The organism is Belnapia sp. F-4-1 (assembly GCF_000802185.1).
Taxonomy (GTDB): Bacteria; Pseudomonadota; Alphaproteobacteria; order Acetobacterales; family Acetobacteraceae; genus Belnapia.
In genome coordinates, this window is record NZ_KN676113.1 from 311014 (window position 1) to 329005 (window position 17992).

Genomic DNA, 17992 nt, shown 5'->3' on the forward strand with positions numbered 1-17992 from the left:
AGCTATGCATTCAGAACTGGCTCGATAATCCACCTTTTCAGCGATGAGCTGGTTAGTATAACTGGACAATGCGCTCCGACCTCAACGCCCTCGCCGTCTTTGTCACCGTGGCGGAGGAACGCAGCTTCCGCGCCGCCGCAGACCGCCTGGGGGTCACGCGGTCCGCCGTCAGCCAGTCGATTCGTCGGCTAGAGGAAACACTTGGCGTGACGATCCTGCATCGGACCACGCGCAGCGTCGCTCTGACCGAGGCCGGCGATAGGTTACGTGCCGACATCGCCCCAGCGATCGCCGAGATGCACGCGGCCATGGAGGGCGTTCGCAGCCTCGGCGGTCCGCCGCGGGGGCAGCTGCGTATCGCCGTGTCCTCCATCGCCGAAGCCTTCCTGTCCGGCCCGCTCCTCGCCGGCTTCTGCCGGGCCTTTCCGGAGATTCAGCTCGACATCCTCGTCACCGACGAGGAGGGCGACATCGTCGCGCTGGGCTTCGATGCAGGCGTGCGGTTGGGCGAGGTGATCGAGCAGGACATGATAGCCGTCCCCGTTTCGGACGATCAGTGCCAACTCGCAGTGTGCTCCCCCGCCTATCTGGCAGAGCGCGGCCGGCCAGGACACCCACGCGATCTGGCGCGGCATCGCTGCATCGGCTGGCGCCCAGCCCCGCACCGCCCGCCCTATCGCTGGGAGTTCACCGAAGGCGGGCGCGAGTTCGCCGTTGACGTGGTCCCCGAGGTTACCACCAACGACATGGGCCTCATGATCCGCATGGCGCTCAACGGCGCCGGGATCACCTTCGGCATGGCGGACACGTTCCGGAGCTTTCTGGAACGCGGGGAGCTCGTGCCTTTGCTGGAGAATTTCAATACGCCCTTCGCGGGCTTCTACCTTTACTATCCGAACCGCCAAAACGTCGCGCCCAAGCTTCGCGCACTCATCGACCACGTTCAACGCCGTCGTGGCGCCGCAAGCAGGAGCAGTTCGGTTCAAAGACGTTGAGGCGAAGACGTCAGCTCTGACAGCTCGTGCTGTCGAGCGACACCGCTTTCAGCTCTGGTTTTCTCGATCCACCGACAGCCAGACGCAGCGTCCGCTCTCCGGAAGGTTGCTGAGCTATCAGGGACGAGGAACACCTTCGGATCGAGCAGGACTGTAGCCACGGGCCGTATGGGAGCCTGCTGTCGCTATCAGATGCTCACTTGCGGCAGGCGCGTTTGTCGCATGTGACCAGGGCTTCGGGCCGCCCGGAATGGCGCCTGATGTCGCCAACCAATCTCGGCCTTCGAGCTGGATCGGGTGCTTAGCGGCTGTGGGAGGCCATCCCCCTGAATGTCTGCTCTACATTCTCCAACAACCGACGAAGTAGCCCATCTGGGCCCACTCCCTGTGGTATGGTCTGGCCGGAAGTGGCCTGCCGCGCACGCCAGGACGAGGAGATCAGCCCAGGCTGATCCCGGTGTCGCGGATGAGTTGCTGGATCAGGGCCCGCTCGCTCAGTAGCCGCTCACCGAGCCGCGCGGGCTCGGCGGCGGTCGCTTCGGCGCCGATCTCGGCGAAGCGGGCCTTCACCTCGGCATCCGAGGTCGCGGCGTTGATTGCAGCCTCCAGCCGCTGGCGCGCCTCCTCCGGCGTGCCGCTGCGGCAGAAGATCGCATTCCAACTGGTGATGTCGAAGTCCGGGATGCCGGATTCGGCGATCGTCGGCACACCGGGGATGCCGCCGCGCCTCGCGCTGGTGACGGCCAGCGCAACGGCCCGCCCGCCCTGCACGACGGGATTGAGGGAGTTCGCGGTGAGGATGCCGGCCGGCAGCGTCCCTGCGGCGAGGTCGCGCGCGACCTCCGACCCGCCGCGATAGGGGATGTGCTCCAGTTTCACCCCCGCCCGATGCGCCAGCAGCGCGCCGGCCAGGTGGCCCGGGCTACCGACGCCGGGCGTGCCGTAGGAAAGGCCGTCGCGGTCCGCCTTGGCCTTGTCAAGGAAGTTCCGGAAGTCGCGCACCCCCTCATGTGCCGGCACGGCGAGGATGTAAGGAACCTCTGCGACCATACCAACGGGCGCGAAGTCGCGCTCGTAGTTGAATGGCGTCGAGCGATGGATGAATTGCGCGACGACAAAAGAAGCCGCATCGAACAGCAACGTGTGCCCGTCCGCTGGGGCGGAGGCGACCGCGCCCGCCGCGAGCGTGCCCCCGGCACCGCCGCGATTGTCGACGACGATGTTCTGGCCCAGCGCCGCCGACATCTTCCCAATGATCAGGCGTGCGAGCGTGTCGGAATTGCCGCCCGGCGCGAAGGCGACGATGAGGCGGATGGGACGGTTGGGGAAGCCGCGCTGGGCCAGTACCGCGGGCGTGGGTAGCAGCGCGGTGCCGGCCAAGGCGAGGAGGGTGCGGCGGTACGGGACGGGGTGCGGCATGGTGTGCATCCTCGAAAGGGCGTGGTCGTCGGCGAGATGGGGCTCAGCCCCTGCTCAACGGTTCCAGCCCGGTTCGGCGCAACATCGGCGTCGCTTCGGGCGAAGCGAGAAAGTGGATCAAGGCCTGCGCGGCTTCCGGCTGCCGGGCGTTCGCAGTGACGACGGCGCAGAAGATCGTCGGAAGCTGCACGTCCTCGGGGATCGTGCCGAGATAGCTGATGCCGGGAACGGTGACGATCTCGCTCACCTGCTGGAAGCCGAGTTCTGCCTCGCCGCGGGCGACGACGACGGCAACGCGCTCGGAAAGGATACGGCGGGACTTTGGCATGACCTGGTCGTGGATACCGAGGCGCCGATACATCTCGTTCTCGATGTACACGCCGCTGGCGCTGGCGGAATAGGCGATGGAGGAGGCGTTCAGGAGGGCCTGGCGGAAGGCATCGAGGGTAGAGATATCGGGCTTCGGCGCCCCGTCCTTCACGCAGGCACCGATGAGGGACCGGGCGATGTCCACGCGGCTGCTGGAGCGGATGAGACCGCGCGCCTCAAGCGGAGGAAGGCCGCCGTCAGCGAGAAGGAGGACGTCGGCAAGCTCGCCGCGGGCGAGGCGCTGCGGGATTGCGTCGGGGGCGGTCCCCATGGAGGAGGAGGCGACCGAAATGAGGGTGTGGCCGGTCGCGCGCTGGAATTCGGGGACGAGGGCGAGATAGGCGGCGTTCAGGCCACCAGAGGAGAACACAGTAAGCTCGGCCGCGACGGCAGAACGGGCAAGAAAAGGCAATGCGGCCGCACCGAGAAGGAATGCGCGGCGCTTGGTGCCGTTTGGGGTCATTGAGCGCATGGAATGCCTCTTCAACGGGACGTGCTGCATCCTAGTCGGCTTGGGAAATCTTCTAGATGGTGCCCATGCGCGAGCATGATAGGCTTCGGTCGCTGCGGATCCGCTGGATGTCGGAGGTGTGGCACCCCCTACCCCTTCGCCACGCCGTTACCGCGTCTTCCATCAGCCGCCCGCCGCTTCGTGCCCCTTCGGCTCCCGCCGAAACAGGCCGATCAGCGGCGACACCACAAACTGCACCACGGGGATCAGCACTGCGCCGACCAGCAATCCCACCACACCCGACCCCGCCGCCGTCGCTAGCCATTCCACGACACCAGCAACCGCTGGCACCGCCTCCGCCGCCGCGACGGCAACGCCGTGGATTGCGTGCTCTACCCATGGCAGGCCGTAGCTCGCCAGCCCGTGCACGATGATGCCGCCCCCCACCCACACCATCGCCGCCGTGCCCACGACCGCCAGCACCTTGAGGAACCAGGGCATCCCCACCACCAGCCCGCGCCCGATTGCCTGCGTCACCGGGCGCACCGAAAGGTCAGCGCTGCTGGGCTGGCCAATCTTCCGGCGGAAGATCGCCGAGATGGGTCGCTCGCCGACCGCCATCGCCAACCCGGAATCGTCCGCTTTCACGATCAGCGCCACCACGCCGTAAACGCCCACCGTGATGCCGATGCCCACGATCGCGAGCACCACCGCCTGCTCCCACAGCGGCACGTCGGGTAAGGTGCCCAGCGTGATCGCCATGATCTCGGCCGACAGGATGAAGTCAGTGCCGATGGCGCCGCGCACCTTCGCGTCTTCCAGCGCCTTGGGGTTCTCCGGCGGTGCCAGCACCGTCGCCTCGTGCTGGCTGGCCCCGTGCGGCGCCACCGCATGCCAGACCTTTTCCGCTCCCTCGTAGCAAAGGTAGGCCCCGCCCAGCATCAGCAGCGGCGTGATCGCCCAGGGCGCGAACAGGCTCAGCAGCAGCGCCCCAGGGAGAAGGAAAAGCATCTTGTTCTTGAGCGATCCCCACGCGATCCGTGCCACGATCGGCACCTCGCGCGCCGCGGAAAAGCCCACCACGTAGCGCGGCGTCACTGCCGCGTCGTCGATCACCACGCCCGCCGCCTTGGCGCCCGCCTTGGTAGACTGCGCCACCACGTCGTCCAGCGAGGCCGCCGCGACCTTGGCCAGCCCGGCGATGTCGTCCAACAGCGCGATCAACCCTGTGCTCAAGCGCAGCTCCCCCGGTTGCGCGCGTGCGCATTCAGCATGAACGATCGGTAAGCTCGCTGCAGCCCCAGAAGTTCGTTTCGAAAACATCAGAACTGGGTCGCGGGCGCCGCTGGCCTCCCCGGACGGGGGTGCTGGTGCTGTTTAGGGCGGGAGGCAGTCAGCGTTGATCGGGCTTCATCCAGAATGCATCTTCTGGATGCGCCCCATCACGGTCCAGCGTGCCATTTCCAGTTCGCTTCGGGTCGCCTGCTGCGGCAGCCTTTCGAGCAGGGCGGTCGGATGCTTACCCTGCTCCCTGCGCCTTCCGCACCGCCTCAAGCACCGCCTCGTGCGTCGCCAGGATTCGCCGCAGCGTGGGTTTCCCTTTGTCGCTCGCCTCAGCGATGCCCTCGTGCATTTCTTCGATCCCCGTCGTCATCTGCTCGGCCAAGCCAGATAGCCGCTCCTGTAGCGCCTCGTTGTCGTCCTGGAGTTCGGCTGCCCAGATCGCTAGGACGCGAGAGAACTCGGTGGCCGCGCGGGTGGGCGGGACGCCCGCCTGTAGGAGCTTAACGAGGGGAGCCAAGTCGGCATTTGGGGAGCGGGACATGCTTGGGAAGGTAGGTAGGCGGACCTTACGTGGCTAGACAACAAAAGCTGCTTTTTGACCGGCAGCGGCTGCTACGCGACCTTGGCAGGGGTGGATAGCAGTTGGCAGGGCCAACTGTCCGGCTGGGACCTACCGCCCGTGAAAGTTGCGCCTGATCGGCCGGGGTTCGCGCTTCTGGGCTGCTGCCGAAGGCGGCTTCACAAATGAGTCGAGTGCAAGGCGGACTTTGTCTCCGTCGTCCAATGCCCAGGAACAGCGCCCGCTGATACATGCTAGGAGATACTTGCAAGCTCGACGTCGTTTCTGCCGGAGACTCAGGCGGGCCGCTCGCCATTTGAGGGAAGAGATGGCGCGCCTGTGATACGGCGATGGGACGCATCTGACCCCTTGGCCTACCGGCGGCCACGCCGGTGCGGTCCCCAAGCCCCCGCCGACGTCGCCGCTCCGCCCATCCGCTGCCGCGCGAGCGGACCTGGCGTTAGCGGCGCCGCCTGCCGGGCGCGAGGCGAGACGCCAAGGCGAAAACAGGGCAGGCGAGATCCGGGTATCCTTGCGGACCAAGCGCCGCCGGACGGGCCAGGTCTGGACGCCACCTTTAAAAGGCTCGCCAGCGTGATTGATCTGACCGCCACAGCCTTCGCCGCCGAGGAGCGCCGCCCTGACCGAAATGAAGCTATGCCGCGCCGGCCATGAGCCGGACCAACCCAGCATCGTAGCCCGCTTGCAACCGGGCCCGCCGCTCAACCCGGACCTGACGGCACTCTTGAGCGCCTTCGCCGACGAGGCAGACGCGGACGTACACGGCTCACCAAGCGCAAGCGCCGGTACCGGTACACCACCGACAGCACATACACTTTCCCAGCGGCGTCGAATCTGCTTGGGCACGACCTTACGGCCAGTCCGCCAACCGAGTCTGGTTGGCCGATCTCGCCTTCCCTTGGACTGCCGAGGGCTGGTTGTATCTGGCTATGGTGTCGGCCTGTTCTCCCGCCGCGTCGCTCGGTCGAGGCATGGCTGACCATCTCGGCTATGAGCTTGCGCTGGCCGCGCTCGACATGGCCCTCGCTCGTGAGCGGCTGGTGCCCAGCTTGAGGCACCATTCAAACCGCAAGATACAGATCGCAGCACACGAGTACCGTCAGAAATTGCAGCAGAACGGTATGCTCTGCCCCACGAGCCGCAAGGGCGGTTGCCGAGACAACGCGCCGATGGAAAGTTCCATGCCACTCCGAAGGGCGAACTCGTTGAGCCGTATGACTACCTCACCAGCAACCAAGCCAGAGTTGACCTGTTCCAGCATGCCGAACGCATCTACAATCGTCGCCGCTGCGCTCCGACATCCACTATCTTACAACTGAGCAGATGGTCGCGGTGTTCCATGCAGATGCATCGGCCGCGCAACAGTGTGCGCGGGGTGGGGCATGGCCGGCGTGTCGAACGCCTCAAGCAATACGGCATCGCGCCGCCAACGCTGCGCCGGATGCAGGCCAACCTCCATCGCCGCGGTGCCGGACCAGCAGATGGAGGCGATAAGGCAGCTGGCCGCTTGGTCTGCGAGGAGGGATGCCCGCGGCTGACCCAGGTGTGGCGTGGACTGCGGCCGGATATTGCCGGATAAAGCGGCCATGACCCCTGCGTTTCGCGCCGCCATATTCACCATCTGCTCCAACAACTACGTTCCGGCAGCACGAACCTTCTTTGAATCGGCCCGGCGCCACCATCCGGACGCCGACCTGTTCCTTTGCTTGGCGGACCGCGTCATCGACATGCCGGGGCTATACGACCCGGGCTGGACGATCATCCCGGCGGAAGCACTGGACATCCCGGATTTCCGCAGCTTCGCCTTCCGCTACGACATCATGGAGCTGAATACTGCGGTCAAGCCGTTCATGTTCCGCCGCCTGCTGGACGGACTCGGCTACGATGCGGCGCTGTATTTCGACCCCGATATCGAGATCTTCCGTCCGCTGGACGACATCTTCGGCCGGTTGCGCGACGGCGCCTCCTTCGTGCTGACCCCGCATCTCTGTGCGCCGAACGAGGCGGAGGCGGAGCCGAACGACCTGACCATCATGCGCGCAGGCATCTACAACCTGGGCTTCCTGGGCGTGGCCCGTGGGACAGAATCGCGCCCCATAATCGACTGGTGGGCGCGGCGGTTGAGATTCCTGTGCATCAGCGCGCAGGAGCAGGGGATCTTCGTTGACCAGAAGTTCATGGACCTGGTGCCCGGATTCGCGCCGAACGCCCATATCAACAACGACACCACACTGAACGTGGCTTACTGGAACCTCCAGCAGCGCGACCTCCGGCAGGACGGCAAGAACTGGACCGTGGACGGCCAGCCCCTGGGCTTCTTTCACTATAGCGGCTTCGACCCGCGCCGGCCGGACCGGCTGTCAAAATACGATACCGCGTTCGCCAGCCGGATGCCGGAGGCCATGCGCCTGCTGACCTCCGGATATGCAGCACGCCTGCTGGCCAACGGCCATGGCAGCGTACCGGCCGGGCTGTACGCCTATGGCCGCTTTGCCAGCGGCACTGCCATCCACCATTTAGTGCGGCAGATGTTCCGCGAATGGCACAAGGCCTGGCCGGACGACCCCTTCGAAACCTACGAGGCATTCCTGCACCAACCCTGGCCCGGTGCCTCGCGTGCTGCACCCAGCCGTATCGTCACCAACATCATGAAGTTCATGCATGGCCGCTTCCCCAGCTTCGCCAACCGGCTGGACCTCGCCCAAGCCGCGCATGTGCAGGAACTCGCGGACTGGTTCGTCATGCATGCGGCGCACGAGTTGCGCCTGGACCTGCCGCTGATCGAGCCGGAAGCTGCCCGCATGGGACTGTTCCAGGCACCAGCCCGGCTGCTACCCCCGGCGGCAGCCAGTGAAGCCGAAGTCACCGTCGTCGGCTATCTGCGCACCGCTTCCGGCGTCGGCGAGGTCGGCCGGCAGACGCTGCAGACCCTGGCCGCCGGAGGCCTGCGAGTGGAAGGCTGCGACGTCGCGCTGAACGTCGCCGCCCAACGCAACGACGAAAGCTGCGCGGCCCTGCTGCGCGAGAACGGCGCGGCGCCGGTGCAGATTTTCAACGTCAACGCCGACCAGCTCGGCCTGGTCACGAGGCATATGCGCGACCGGCTGCGCCCAGACGCGCTGCGCATCAATATCCCGTTCTGGGAGCTGAGCCGCTTCCCGGCCGAATGGCTGCCACAACTGAACGAGATGGACGAGATCTGGGCGCCCAGCCGCTTCATCCAAACCGCCCTGGCGGGCCGGCTCGACAAGCCGGCAATCTACATGCCCGTCGCAGTCGAGGTCGGCGAGGCCCCGAGGCTACCGCGTGCGCGCTTCGGGCTGCCAGACGGCCGCTTCCTGTTCTTTTTCTCCTTCGACTTCCTTTCATTTATGGAGCGCAAAAATCCACGTGCTGTTATCGAGGCTTTCCGCCAAGCCTTCCCCCGTATCGGCCAAGCCGGGCTGGTGCTGAAATGCATGAACGGCGCCCTGGCACCCGACCGGTTCGAGGCATTCGCTGCCGAGATCGACGGGCATCCCGATATCTTCCTGATTGACGCCACGCTGGACCGCGCCGACACGCTGGGGCTGATCGCCGCCACCGACGCCGTCGTCTCCCTGCACCGCAGCGAGGGTTTGGGGCTCCTGATTGCCGAGGCGATGCTGCTAGGCAAGCCGGTGATCGCCACCGGCTATTCCGCCAGCCGCGAGTTCCTGGGGCCCTCCACCGGCTATCCCGTCGACTACGCGCTGGTGGCGCTGCAACCGGGCGACTACCCTTTCGCCGAAGGCCAGCTCTGGGCGGAGCCGGACGTCTCCCATGCCGCCTGGTTGATGCGGCGGCTTTGCGACGACCCGACACGGTCCGCACCATTGGTGGCGCACGCCGCCCAGCATCTGCGGAAGAACCACAGCCGCGCCCACATCGCCGGTCTGCAGGCCGCCCGCCTCCGGCAGTTGGCAAGCTGGTCCCTTGGAGCATGACGATGACTACGGCCGCCACCTTCCTGTCCTACAGCGCCAACAATGAGGACGTGATCCTGAACCGGGTATTCGGTGGCCAGGCGCATGGATTCTTCGTCGATGTCGGCGCCGCCCATCCGCTGTACGAAAACGACACCCGCGCACTGTACGACCGCGGCTGGCGTGGCATCAACATCGAGCCGACGGCGGCGTTCTTCCATGAGCTGGTGGCGCAGCGGCCGCGGGACATCAATTTGAACGTCGCGGTGTCCGATGCGCCTGGCGAGCTGGTGTTTCACGAAGTGGTCGGCACCGGCCTGTCCACCGGCAACGCCGATGACGCCTCCCGCGCTGCGGCCGCGGGATTCGAGGTGGTGCGCCACACCGTCCCCGCCCGCACCCTGCGTGACATTCTGCAGGAGGCCGCGCCGCCGGACATCGACGTGCTGAAGGTCGATGTTGAAGGGTTTGAACTGAAGGTCATGCAGTCCAACGACTGGGACCGCTTCCGCCCGCGCGTCATCCTGGCGGAGGGCACCTTCCCCGCAAGCCCAATGCGCCGGCAGGACGGCGTCGCGGACTACCTGGCGGCGCAAGGGTATCGCCACGTTTATTTCGACGGCTTGAACGATTTCTACGTCGAGCGGAACTTCGCGCCCCCACCCGAGGCGTTCGACCGTCCGCCCAACGTGTTTGACCGCTACGTCCCCTACAGCCAGCATGATTTAGTCCGCGCCCGTGCCGCGCTGGAGGCCCAGGTCGAAGACCTGCAGCTGGAGCGGGAGAATGCCGGCCGCCGCATTGCTTCCCTGGATGATGAGCTGACGCGGCGCGACGCAGCACATGCGGCGCTGTCCGCGCAGCTCCATCGCGCCGAGGTTGCGGCGGAGGCGCAAGGCGTCGACCTTCATCATGCTCGCAGCGAACTGGCTGCCATGCGCAGCCGATGCGAGGCCCTGTCGGCGGAGCTGGACGGCGTCACCATGCAGCTGATGTTGGCCCAGGCCCGGCCGGCGCTGCAGATGACGGAGACTGACCGCATCGCCCGTGAATTGCACAACGTCTATGCGTCGACGTCCTGGCGCATCACGCGACCGATGCGGGCCCTGGCCCGACCGCGCCGCTCGCTCGGCATCCTCTTCGGACGCTCCTGAGGCGATTTCACGCTTCGGAAGTCACTATGGCCACATAAAGGTTTGGGATGAATCAGCAGTTTCACGGCCGCGAAGACGCGCCTGCCAGGCTTCGTGGTGCCTGGGTCGGCGCGGTGGCGCTGGGGCTTATCCTCGCCATTGCGGTTTTCTTCCGACTGCAGATCACCAATGGCTGGACATTGTTGTTTGGAGACCGGACCGATGGCTCCATCGAAGTCACGATCCTGGAACACTGGCACAACGTGTTCACTGGCCACGCCAAATGGAGCATGCTGTTCTATTTTTATCCCCATCCGTATACTTTGGGCTACAATGATGGATACTTCCTCTATGGCCTGATCCATACCGTCTTCAGAGTTCTTGGCTTGAACATTTTTCTTGCTGCGGAAATGGTCAACGTCACCGTGAAGGCGATGGGCTTTATCGGTTTCTACGCCTTTATGCGTAGCGCGCTGCCGACGCCGCGAATGCTGGCGGTTCTGGGGGCCTTGCTGTTTTCCATCAGCAACAACACCTTCAGCCAGGCTCATCACGTCCAGCTGTTCAGCGTGGCCTTCGTGCCAGTCATGGCCGTATTGCTGTTTCGCGCTTGGAATGCGGGCATGCGCGATGCGTTGCGCAACTGCGCCGGCTGGTGCGTTGCGGCCGCGGTGTTTTATGCCGCCTGGGTCATCACGGCCTTTTACACGGCTTGGTTCTTCGCGCTGTTCACCTGCTTTGCCCTTCTCATCCACGCACTGTCCGGCCCACGAAGCCTGGCTCGCGCCGTGATAGCCGGGCGACGCATGGCGGGCCCCGCCGCGGTCGGCGCCGTCGTGCTCTTGGCGGGCCTGGTGCCCTTCGCCCTCGTCTACCTGCCCAAGGCGGCAGAAACAGGCATGCATTCCTTCAGCCAGGCCATGACCTTCTCGCCCTCCGTCCTCGACACCTTCAATGTCGGCACACACAACTTGCTGTTCGGTCGCGTGAATGAATGGATCAATGCCGCCTTGCGACCGGGTGTGCCGCCCGACGGCGAGCGCAGTTCCGGCCTGCCGCCACTGTTGATACTGGCCTTCCTGGCGGCGACGGCATGGTTGTGCTTCGCCCCCGCGGCACGCCCGCATCGCCTCGCCCGCACCTTGGCACTCGCCGCCCTGGCAACCTGGCTGTTGTCCCTGCACTATGGCGGCTTCACGCCCTGGCGCTGGGTATATACCTATGTGCCCGGCGCGGCCGCAGTGCGGGTGATCGCCCGGTACCAGATTTTCCTGATGGCTCCGGTGGTCGTCGTGGTCGTCTTTTGGATGGCGACCGCGCGACTGAGCCGGCCGCTGCTGGCCTGCTTGGCGCTGGGCTTGGTCGCCGGGGAGATCAATCTCGGACATCCCGTGGGCTTGTCGCCAGACACCGAGCTGGCACGTCTGGCCGCCATCCCGCCCCCACCACCGTCTTGTCGCGCCTTCGCAACCGCTGGGGTGCGCCCGGGCCCATTGGCTGCCTCGCCGGAAGTGGATGCAGTCTACAGCCACAATGTCGATGCGATGCTGATCGCCGAGTATCTGCGCATGCCCACGATCAACGGCATGGCCAGCTTCGTGCCGCGGGACTGGAACTTCGCTCGTTCCAGCGACCCCGACTACGCCGCACGGGTAGACGCCTATGTGAAGCATCACCGCATCGAGGGTTTGTGTGTGCTGGATTTAACCTCATTGGCATGGCACCCTCCGGCGGCAGGTTCCGTCCCGTGAAGTAGGGCTCATCGCCAGAAGCTTGGCCGGTCGCATGGTGGCTCAGGACCAAGCCCCATGCCGGCACCAACGCGGCCGGCTGGCCGCTAGGCCCGTTGACCCGTCCAGGCGAGACCCAAGATGCCAAGGTGGCGGCCGAGCTCATCGACAGCCTGCCCCAGGCCGCTCGCTTGACTGGGGCCAAGGGCCGGGACACCGATGATATCGCGCCGGATCGAGCGCTACTTATATAAAACCAGGGATGCCCGTCGCGTCGCGGCCAGCACCAGGTCTCAGCGGACTGCCTGGGCAATCACCTCGGCGAAGAACGGCCGTCCGTTGATCTTGCTGCCCTAGATCCGGAAACTGCACCGGAAGCGGGGCACGTCGCCACTCCGGACTCGCCAGAGACCAGCACCGCTATGCCCCATGATGAGGCACGGTCGCGCCATCGCCAGCCAGGGCCTGTATCATCGCATCGGCACCCAGATGTTGCCGTACCATTTCCATGCCTCGGGCACCGAGCTGTCGCCGCAGTTGCGCATCCTCAACGAGACGCTTCAATCCCTGCGCGGCGGCGGCAGGATCGGGATCTGCCCACCGGGCGCCGGGCAGGGTGTAGACGCTGCGGGAATCCTGGACGGGAATGAGACGGCATGGCACCGGTACGCCGCAACTCGCGTCAATGAACTCGGCGGTCGCCGACCAATCGGTGGCGACGACCGGAATGCCAGCGCGCATCGCCTCGGCGGGTACCAATCCGAAGCCCTCGCTGCGGTGCATCGACAGCACTACGTCGGAACACCGCAGCAGGGCCTGCATGTCTGAATCGGGCATCACCCGATCCTCGATGAGGATGGCAGGATCGCCGGCGATTGCCGCCTGCAGCGTCGCCATGTCGGCCGGGAAAGCATTCTGCCCGGATACCTTGAGCACCAGCAGCATGTCGTCACGACCGGCTGCCGCGGCTTTGAAGGCCTGGATCACGCCTTCAGGGTTCTTGCGCGCCGGCGACGAATGCAGCCCGATCGCCGCGAATACGATGGTGCGGTCGCGGGGGAGCCCGAAGCCGTCCCGGTCGATTGCGGTGGGTGAGGTTTCGACATCTGCCACCGGGTAGGGAACGCGCCTCACCGGGCAGCGGACGCAGTCCGCCAAGGCACCCGCGACAAAGCGGGATGGCGTCCAGACTTCATGCACAAAGGGTGCGGCGCTACGCCAGCTGGCGGGAGCGCGTTCCAGTTCCCAGACCCAACTGCCGATGACGCGGCGTCCCTTGAGCAGCGCTCGCGGCAGGTGCAGGAGCGTCCAGGGCAACGTCGGCGGGTTGACCTGCAGCACCAGAGGAACGCCGGGGGGATAGTCGTCGAGACAGACCTGCGGCGACGGTGCCTGGTCGTTCCCGCCAGGCACGACGCGGCTGACATCGATGGTCCAAACCGGCAACCCGCGGCGTCGGGCTCCATCGCGCATCAGCCGTGCTGCCTGGCCGAGACCGGTTGGAAGAGAGAACTCCCCGACGATGATCAGGCCCGGCGCGCGCGGGCCGTCGCCGCCGCGCCGCGTCGGCCGCGGCGCCAGCAGGGCGGTCAGATGGCGAAAGCCAGCCTGACGTAGGCCTTGCGGCAACTGCCGATAGAGCCCCTGTGCCAACCGGCGCAGGGGGCGTCCACTTGGCCCCTGCCCTAAGTCATATACCTTGATCATGCGGTGGGCGCCCCACGTCCTTGTTGCCCGACTGTAGCCCCCATGCGGCGCCCGTCATCGCGGCAGCGCATTGCACCGAGTGGCCTCACGCCGCGCTCCCGACCGCGTCTAAGATCGTCCGCGCCGTTGCCGACCACGCAGTCGGCCGGTGCTCGGCAGCGATACGCTGTTCGAGCGCGCGTAGCATCTCGGGTTCCTTCAGGACACGCCTGTAGAGCGTCACCGCTTCCGTCACGCTATCCGGGTCATGGTAGAGGCAGAACGGACCACCGGCCTCAGGCACCGAACTGCGGTTGGAGGCGAGACAAACCTTGCCGAAGGCCAGGCTTTCCGAGACCGGAAGCCCCCAGCCCTCATAGAGGGAAGGAAACAGCGTGAAACGCGCCCCGGCATACAGCGCAGCTAGGGTCGCATCGTCCGCGTTGTCGACCAGAACGAGCTTGCCATCCAGTCGCTTCGAGTTTTCGATCTGCTGCATCAGATCGGCCACCATCCAGCCGATCCGGCCCGCGAAGACCAGCGTTGGCACCTGCTCCGCCGGCATTTCATCGAGCAGCCGGCGCCAGGCACGGAAGGCCAGCTGATGATTCTTGCGCGCCTCCATCGTCGAGACGAACAGCGCATACCCGCCCGGCACCAAGCTGCCGGGCAGTGGGGTGCCGGCGTTCGGTCGGACGAATTCCGTGCCGATCGGGATCGGCTGCGGTGAAGTGCGCAACGGGATTAACTCCCGTTCCGCCCATTTGGTTAAGTCCTGGGCCGTAGCCTTCGAGATGGCGAAGATGAAGTCCGCCAACGGCAGGCATCCGCGCATGAAGCGGAGGAATGCGGGCACCGTATGGTGCGCGCTGTATTCGGGTCGGATCGCCGGGATAAGGTCGTAGACCAGCAGGGCGAACCGCAGCCCGGCGGTCCGGTTCAGCTCCGCCACCATGGCTGGGTAATCCGGATGCGACCAAGGCGAGCCGAGGACGGCCAGCACGTCGCCAGGGCGCGCGACCTCCCGGAGGTGGCGCCCCGTCACCTTGGCGGTATCGACCGGACTTGGCGGCGAGTCCCTGGCCCTCAGCAATTTCAGCATTGCACCAGCGGCCTGAGCAACGCCGCGAACGGCGGTGATCTGCCCGCGTGCAGCCCGGCCCAGTGGCAGACGCACATCGTCCGGCACACGACGTGCCAGCCCACGCAACGCCGTGGGGACGATCAAACCAGGCGGCACCGCGCGCTGCGGCGGAAGCGGCGCGGCGTTGCTCATGTAGTTGTACAGCGCCTCCACGTCTTGCCAGTCAACGACCCGAAGCGCGGCGGTTACCGGATCCTGGCGGACGAAGCCCACTTGGTCGCCGGACAGGGCACGCAGCGCTACATAGACCTCGTAGGCAAGTCGCTGAATGCCGCTTGGTCGGGACCGGGACCGCGCATACTCGAACAGGTCCTCGACGTCACACCAAATCATCATCTGAAGCGTGGTTCCCTCGAACGCTAAACTCGACCTTGGCCGTTCCCCGGACGTCGAAGACGCGGAGCAAGTGATCGGCTAAGCTGGGGGGCCTCCGTCAACGGATGAGCGCCGTGCCGCGCTTGCCAGCCCGCTTCGCCGCGGCGACCTGGTAGTTCGCGCCACTTTCCCAGCATCGAAATTGGTGTCACGCCCAAATGCTCCTAACTGGTCATCTCGGCACCGGGTTGATACATGATGGCCAGCATACTCCGGATCATCGAGCTTTGCCGAAAAGGTTGGCTTGTGGACTACCACTGCCTCCTCGATCGTACCGCTTGGAGCGGGAGGGCTTGTGCTTCGGCGTGGAACAACCTTTCGGAGCGGGTGACGAACGTTCTATGGGACTTCGCCTGTCGAGTGGTGTCACTGTGGCTTCCAGGCATTCGCAACCTGGATCGCAATGCTGGTCGTCGGGACGATCACGAAGATCCATGGACTGCATTTGGTTCAAGGAATGCCGCTCGAGGCGATCTGCCGTGAGCGTGGGCTTTCCTACATGGTGGTTCGGAAGGCCCTGCGGTCTGACGCAATGGACTTTCGCTACGCGCGGAACCGGCATTTGCGGGCGGGCCAGCGGAGAACAGGGCGCCGCGGTGGGAACAGGCGGCCGCCGGCGGCGGGCTGAGGCTCTCCTGGTCCGCAATCCGTTGCTGGTAGCTGCAGGACCTGAAGCTTGAAGGGATCGGACTTCGGCGTGTCGGCATTCCGTTCGGGTCAGGGGCCGGTAGGACAGCCTACTCGCCAGCCGCGACACGGCTCCGCCAATCAGCGAGGATGGAGCTCAGGGTTTCTTCCCAGGCAATGGCAGGGGCCCAGCCCAGCATCTCCCGGGCGCGGTCAGGGTTTCCCTGGACGTGCAGCACGTCAGTCGGACGGAGACGGGCGGCCTCCTGCTCTATGCTGGCCTCGACGCCAGCCAAGGCGAGCAGCGAGTCCAGGATACTACCGATATGGCGTGGCTGGCCGCTGCAAAGGTTTAGGGCAAGGCCGGGCGGCAGATCGTCTGCCAATGAAAGGGCTAGGACATAGCCGGTGCAGATGTCGCGCACATCGACGAAGTCGCGCCAGCGGTCGAGGGCACCGGTGCGGAGCACGGGCTCCTGCAGACCAGCCTCGATCCGCGCCACCTGACGTGCAAAACTGGAGACGACGTAGTGCGGCGTCTGGCCTGGGCCGGTATGGGTGAAGGGGCGAAGGCGGATGGCGCGCAAGCCGCGCAGCGCCATTTCGCCGATTGCCAGGTCGGCCGCGGCCTTGCTGGCGGCATAGGGGTTGGCGGGCTGGAAAGCGGCCGTCTCGTCCAGCGGTAGCCCGGACTGAAAGCTGAGCCCATATACCTCGCCGGAGGAAATGAAAAGGAAACTGGCGGTGGGCGCCTCCCGCTGCACCGCCTCTGCCAACGCCAGGGTGCCAAGCAGGTTAGGTCGCCAGGTCTCGGATGGAGTGCGAAAGGAGGCGGCGACATCCGCCTGGGCAGCGAGGTGCAACACTGCATCCGGCCGGGCTGCGGCAATGGCTTCTGGCAGGCCGGTGGGATCTAGGAGATCGAGGCAGAAGGTCTCATCCGTGCCGGGGATGGCGGCTCCGCGGCCTGCGCCGATCAGGGTTGCCGCGGGAAAGGCGGTGCGCAGCGCAGGAAGCAGGTGGCGGCCGACAAAGCCGCCGGCACCGGTCACCAGGATGCGCGCCGGCGGGGCCATGGTCGCGGCTCAGCGCATGCGGGCGCGGTGGCGGAAGAGATCGGCCTCAACCATCTCCTTAATCATCTCCTCGAGCGTCGTCCGTGCCGTCCAGCCGAGTTTCGCCTTCGCCTTGGAAGCGTCGCCGAGCAGGACATCCACCTCGGCAGGGCGCAGGAAGGCTGGGTCGACCTTCACGAATTCCTCGTAGTCCAGCCCGACATGCTCGAAGGCGATGCGTGCCATGTCGCGCACCGTGACGGTGCGGCCGGTGGCAACCACATAATCATCCGGCTTGTCCTGCTGCAGCATCAGCCACATCGCCTCGACGTAGTCGCGCGCATGGCCCCAGTCGCGCTTGGCGTCCATGTTGCCCATCGGCAGCTCGGTTGCCAGGCCAAGCTTGATGCGGGCGGCGCCGTCGGTGACCTTGCGGGTGACAAACTCGATTCCGCGCAGCGGGCTCTCATGGTTGAAGAGAATGCCGCTGGATGCATGCATGCCGAAGCTCTCTCGGTAATTCACCGTCATCCAATGGGCGTAAAGTTTGGCCACGGCATAGGGCGAGCGCGGGTAGAAGGGCGTCGTCTCGCTCTGAACGGGCTGCTGGATCAAGCCATACATCTCGGAGGAAGAGGCTTGGTAAAAGCGGGCGCCGGGCGCGACCAGCCGCACCGCCTCCAACAGGTTGTTGGCACCGATCGCCGTTACCTGGCCGGTTAGCAACGGCTGGTTCCAGGAGGTTTTCACAAAGGACTGGGCGGCGAGGTTGTAGACCTCGTCCGGCTTAACCTCATTCAGGATGCGGATGAGGGAGGAGAGGTCGATGAGGTTGCCGTCCATCATCTGCACTTGACCGGCAATACCGAGCCAGCGCAGGCGCTCGTCGATCACGTCGCCCGAGGAGGAGCGACGCAGCAGACCGAAAACCTCGTAACCCTTGTCGAGCAGGAGCTTCGAGAGATATGCCCCGTCCTGGCCGGTAACCCCGGTAATGAGTACGCGCGGCATCTAAAATCAACCCTGATGAAGCTGCTAAGCGCGTCCTTAGCCGCATCGGCCAAAAATTCCAAGATGGCTGTTCAATGGATTGGTTTGAATTCCGAACACTACGTGCCAGCCATACTAGCACTACCTGGGCACTGTTGCGGCTGATGGGCGGTGTCTGAACTGGGTTGAAACGGCTTAGTTTGGGGGCGC

General features: G+C 65.5%; 12 protein-coding genes. 4 read left to right on the top strand and 8 right to left on the bottom strand.

The genetic code is table 11. The features are described 5' to 3' along the window. The first annotated feature begins 68 nt into the window (after positions 1–68). Positions 69–995, top strand: coding sequence for a LysR family transcriptional regulator (locus tag LH62_RS01730; protein ID WP_043358861.1), 927 nt, complete (start codon positions 69–71; stop codon positions 993–995). A gap of 438 nt (positions 996–1433) precedes the next feature. Here the strand turns inward: LH62_RS01730 and LH62_RS01735 are convergent, their stop codons facing one another. From LH62_RS01735 to LH62_RS30970, 4 genes are all read right to left on the bottom strand, one after another. Continuing rightward, positions 1434–2414 carry a tripartite tricarboxylate transporter substrate binding protein gene (locus LH62_RS01735; RefSeq protein ID WP_043358864.1) on the bottom strand — a complete coding sequence of 327 codons (981 nt, stop codon included), beginning with the start codon at positions 2412–2414 and terminating at the stop codon, positions 1434–1436. Between the two features lie 43 nt (positions 2415–2457). After that, positions 2458–3285, bottom strand: a complete 828-nt coding sequence (locus tag LH62_RS01740) for a substrate-binding domain-containing protein (protein WP_043358866.1) — start codon at positions 3283–3285, stop codon at positions 2458–2460. Between the two features lie 132 nt (positions 3286–3417). Further along, entirely contained in the window at positions 3418–4470 is a 1053-nt protein-coding gene (locus LH62_RS01745; RefSeq protein ID WP_052213592.1) for a DUF808 domain-containing protein, read from the bottom strand. A gap of 283 nt (positions 4471–4753) precedes the next feature. Further along, complete coding sequence (locus tag LH62_RS30970; RefSeq protein WP_160299761.1) at positions 4754–4900, bottom strand: hypothetical protein; 147 nt, start codon at positions 4898–4900, stop codon at positions 4754–4756. A 1766-nt stretch (positions 4901–6666) separates the two neighbouring features. On the opposite strand from LH62_RS30970, the gene LH62_RS01755 reads away from it, so the two are divergent. Genes LH62_RS01755 through LH62_RS01765 form a run of 3 tightly spaced genes read left to right on the top strand, consistent with a single transcriptional unit; the run spans position 6667 to position 11926 of the window. After that, a complete protein-coding gene (locus LH62_RS01755; RefSeq protein ID WP_144404342.1) occupies positions 6667–9063 on the top strand; it encodes a glycosyltransferase in 2397 nt (798 codons plus the stop codon). A 2-nt stretch (positions 9064–9065) separates the two neighbouring features. After that, the gene (locus LH62_RS27955; protein WP_052213594.1) at positions 9066–10196 is read left to right on the top strand and encodes an FkbM family methyltransferase; all 1131 of its coding nucleotides are present in this window, start codon (positions 9066–9068) and stop codon (positions 10194–10196) included. A gap of 47 nt (positions 10197–10243) precedes the next feature. Beyond that, the gene (locus tag LH62_RS01765; RefSeq protein WP_043358871.1) at positions 10244–11926 is read left to right on the top strand and encodes a hypothetical protein; all 1683 of its coding nucleotides are present in this window, start codon (positions 10244–10246) and stop codon (positions 11924–11926) included. Between the two features lie 399 nt (positions 11927–12325). Here LH62_RS01765 and LH62_RS01770 read toward each other — a convergent pair whose 3' ends face one another. From LH62_RS01770 to gmd, 4 genes are all read right to left on the bottom strand, one after another. Next, positions 12326–13612, bottom strand: a complete 1287-nt coding sequence (locus LH62_RS01770) for a glycosyltransferase family 4 protein (protein WP_082012299.1) — start codon at positions 13610–13612, stop codon at positions 12326–12328. A gap of 85 nt (positions 13613–13697) precedes the next feature. Beyond that, the gene (locus LH62_RS01775) at positions 13698–15071 is read right to left on the bottom strand and encodes a glycosyltransferase family 1 protein (protein ID WP_052213596.1); all 1374 of its coding nucleotides are present in this window, start codon (positions 15069–15071) and stop codon (positions 13698–13700) included. Between the two features lie 776 nt (positions 15072–15847). After that, positions 15848–16813, bottom strand: a complete 966-nt coding sequence (locus LH62_RS01780; RefSeq protein ID WP_043358873.1) for a GDP-mannose 4,6-dehydratase — start codon at positions 16811–16813, stop codon at positions 15848–15850. A gap of 9 nt (positions 16814–16822) precedes the next feature. Beyond that, positions 16823–17803: a GDP-mannose 4,6-dehydratase gene (gene gmd / locus LH62_RS01785; RefSeq protein WP_043358876.1), complete on the bottom strand. Its 981-nt coding sequence runs from the start codon at positions 17801–17803 to the stop codon at positions 16823–16825. Positions 17804–17992 lie beyond the last annotated feature (189 nt).

Excerpts from the sequence above, each read along its gene's own strand:
- LH62_RS01730 (WP_043358861.1), top strand. The coding sequence starts at position 69 with ATGCGCTCCGACCTCAACGCCCTCGCCGTCTTTGTCACCGTGGCGGAG.
- LH62_RS01735 (WP_043358864.1), bottom strand. The coding sequence starts at position 2,414 with ATGCCGCACCCCGTCCCGTACCGCCGCACCCTCCTCGCCTTGGCCGGC.
- LH62_RS01740 (WP_043358866.1), bottom strand. The coding sequence starts at position 3,285 with ATGCAGCACGTCCCGTTGAAGAGGCATTCCATGCGCTCAATGACCCCA.
- LH62_RS27955 (WP_052213594.1), top strand. The coding sequence starts at position 9,066 with ATGACTACGGCCGCCACCTTCCTGTCCTACAGCGCCAACAATGAGGAC.
- LH62_RS01765 (WP_043358871.1), top strand. The coding sequence starts at position 10,244 with ATGAATCAGCAGTTTCACGGCCGCGAAGACGCGCCTGCCAGGCTTCGT.
- LH62_RS01770 (WP_082012299.1), bottom strand. The coding sequence starts at position 13,612 with ATGATCAAGGTATATGACTTAGGGCAGGGGCCAAGTGGACGCCCCCTG.
- LH62_RS01775 (WP_052213596.1), bottom strand. The coding sequence starts at position 15,071 with ATGATGATTTGGTGTGACGTCGAGGACCTGTTCGAGTATGCGCGGTCC.
- LH62_RS01780 (WP_043358873.1), bottom strand. The coding sequence starts at position 16,813 with ATGGCCCCGCCGGCGCGCATCCTGGTGACCGGTGCCGGCGGCTTTGTC.
- gmd (WP_043358876.1), bottom strand. The coding sequence starts at position 17,803 with ATGCCGCGCGTACTCATTACCGGGGTTACCGGCCAGGACGGGGCATAT.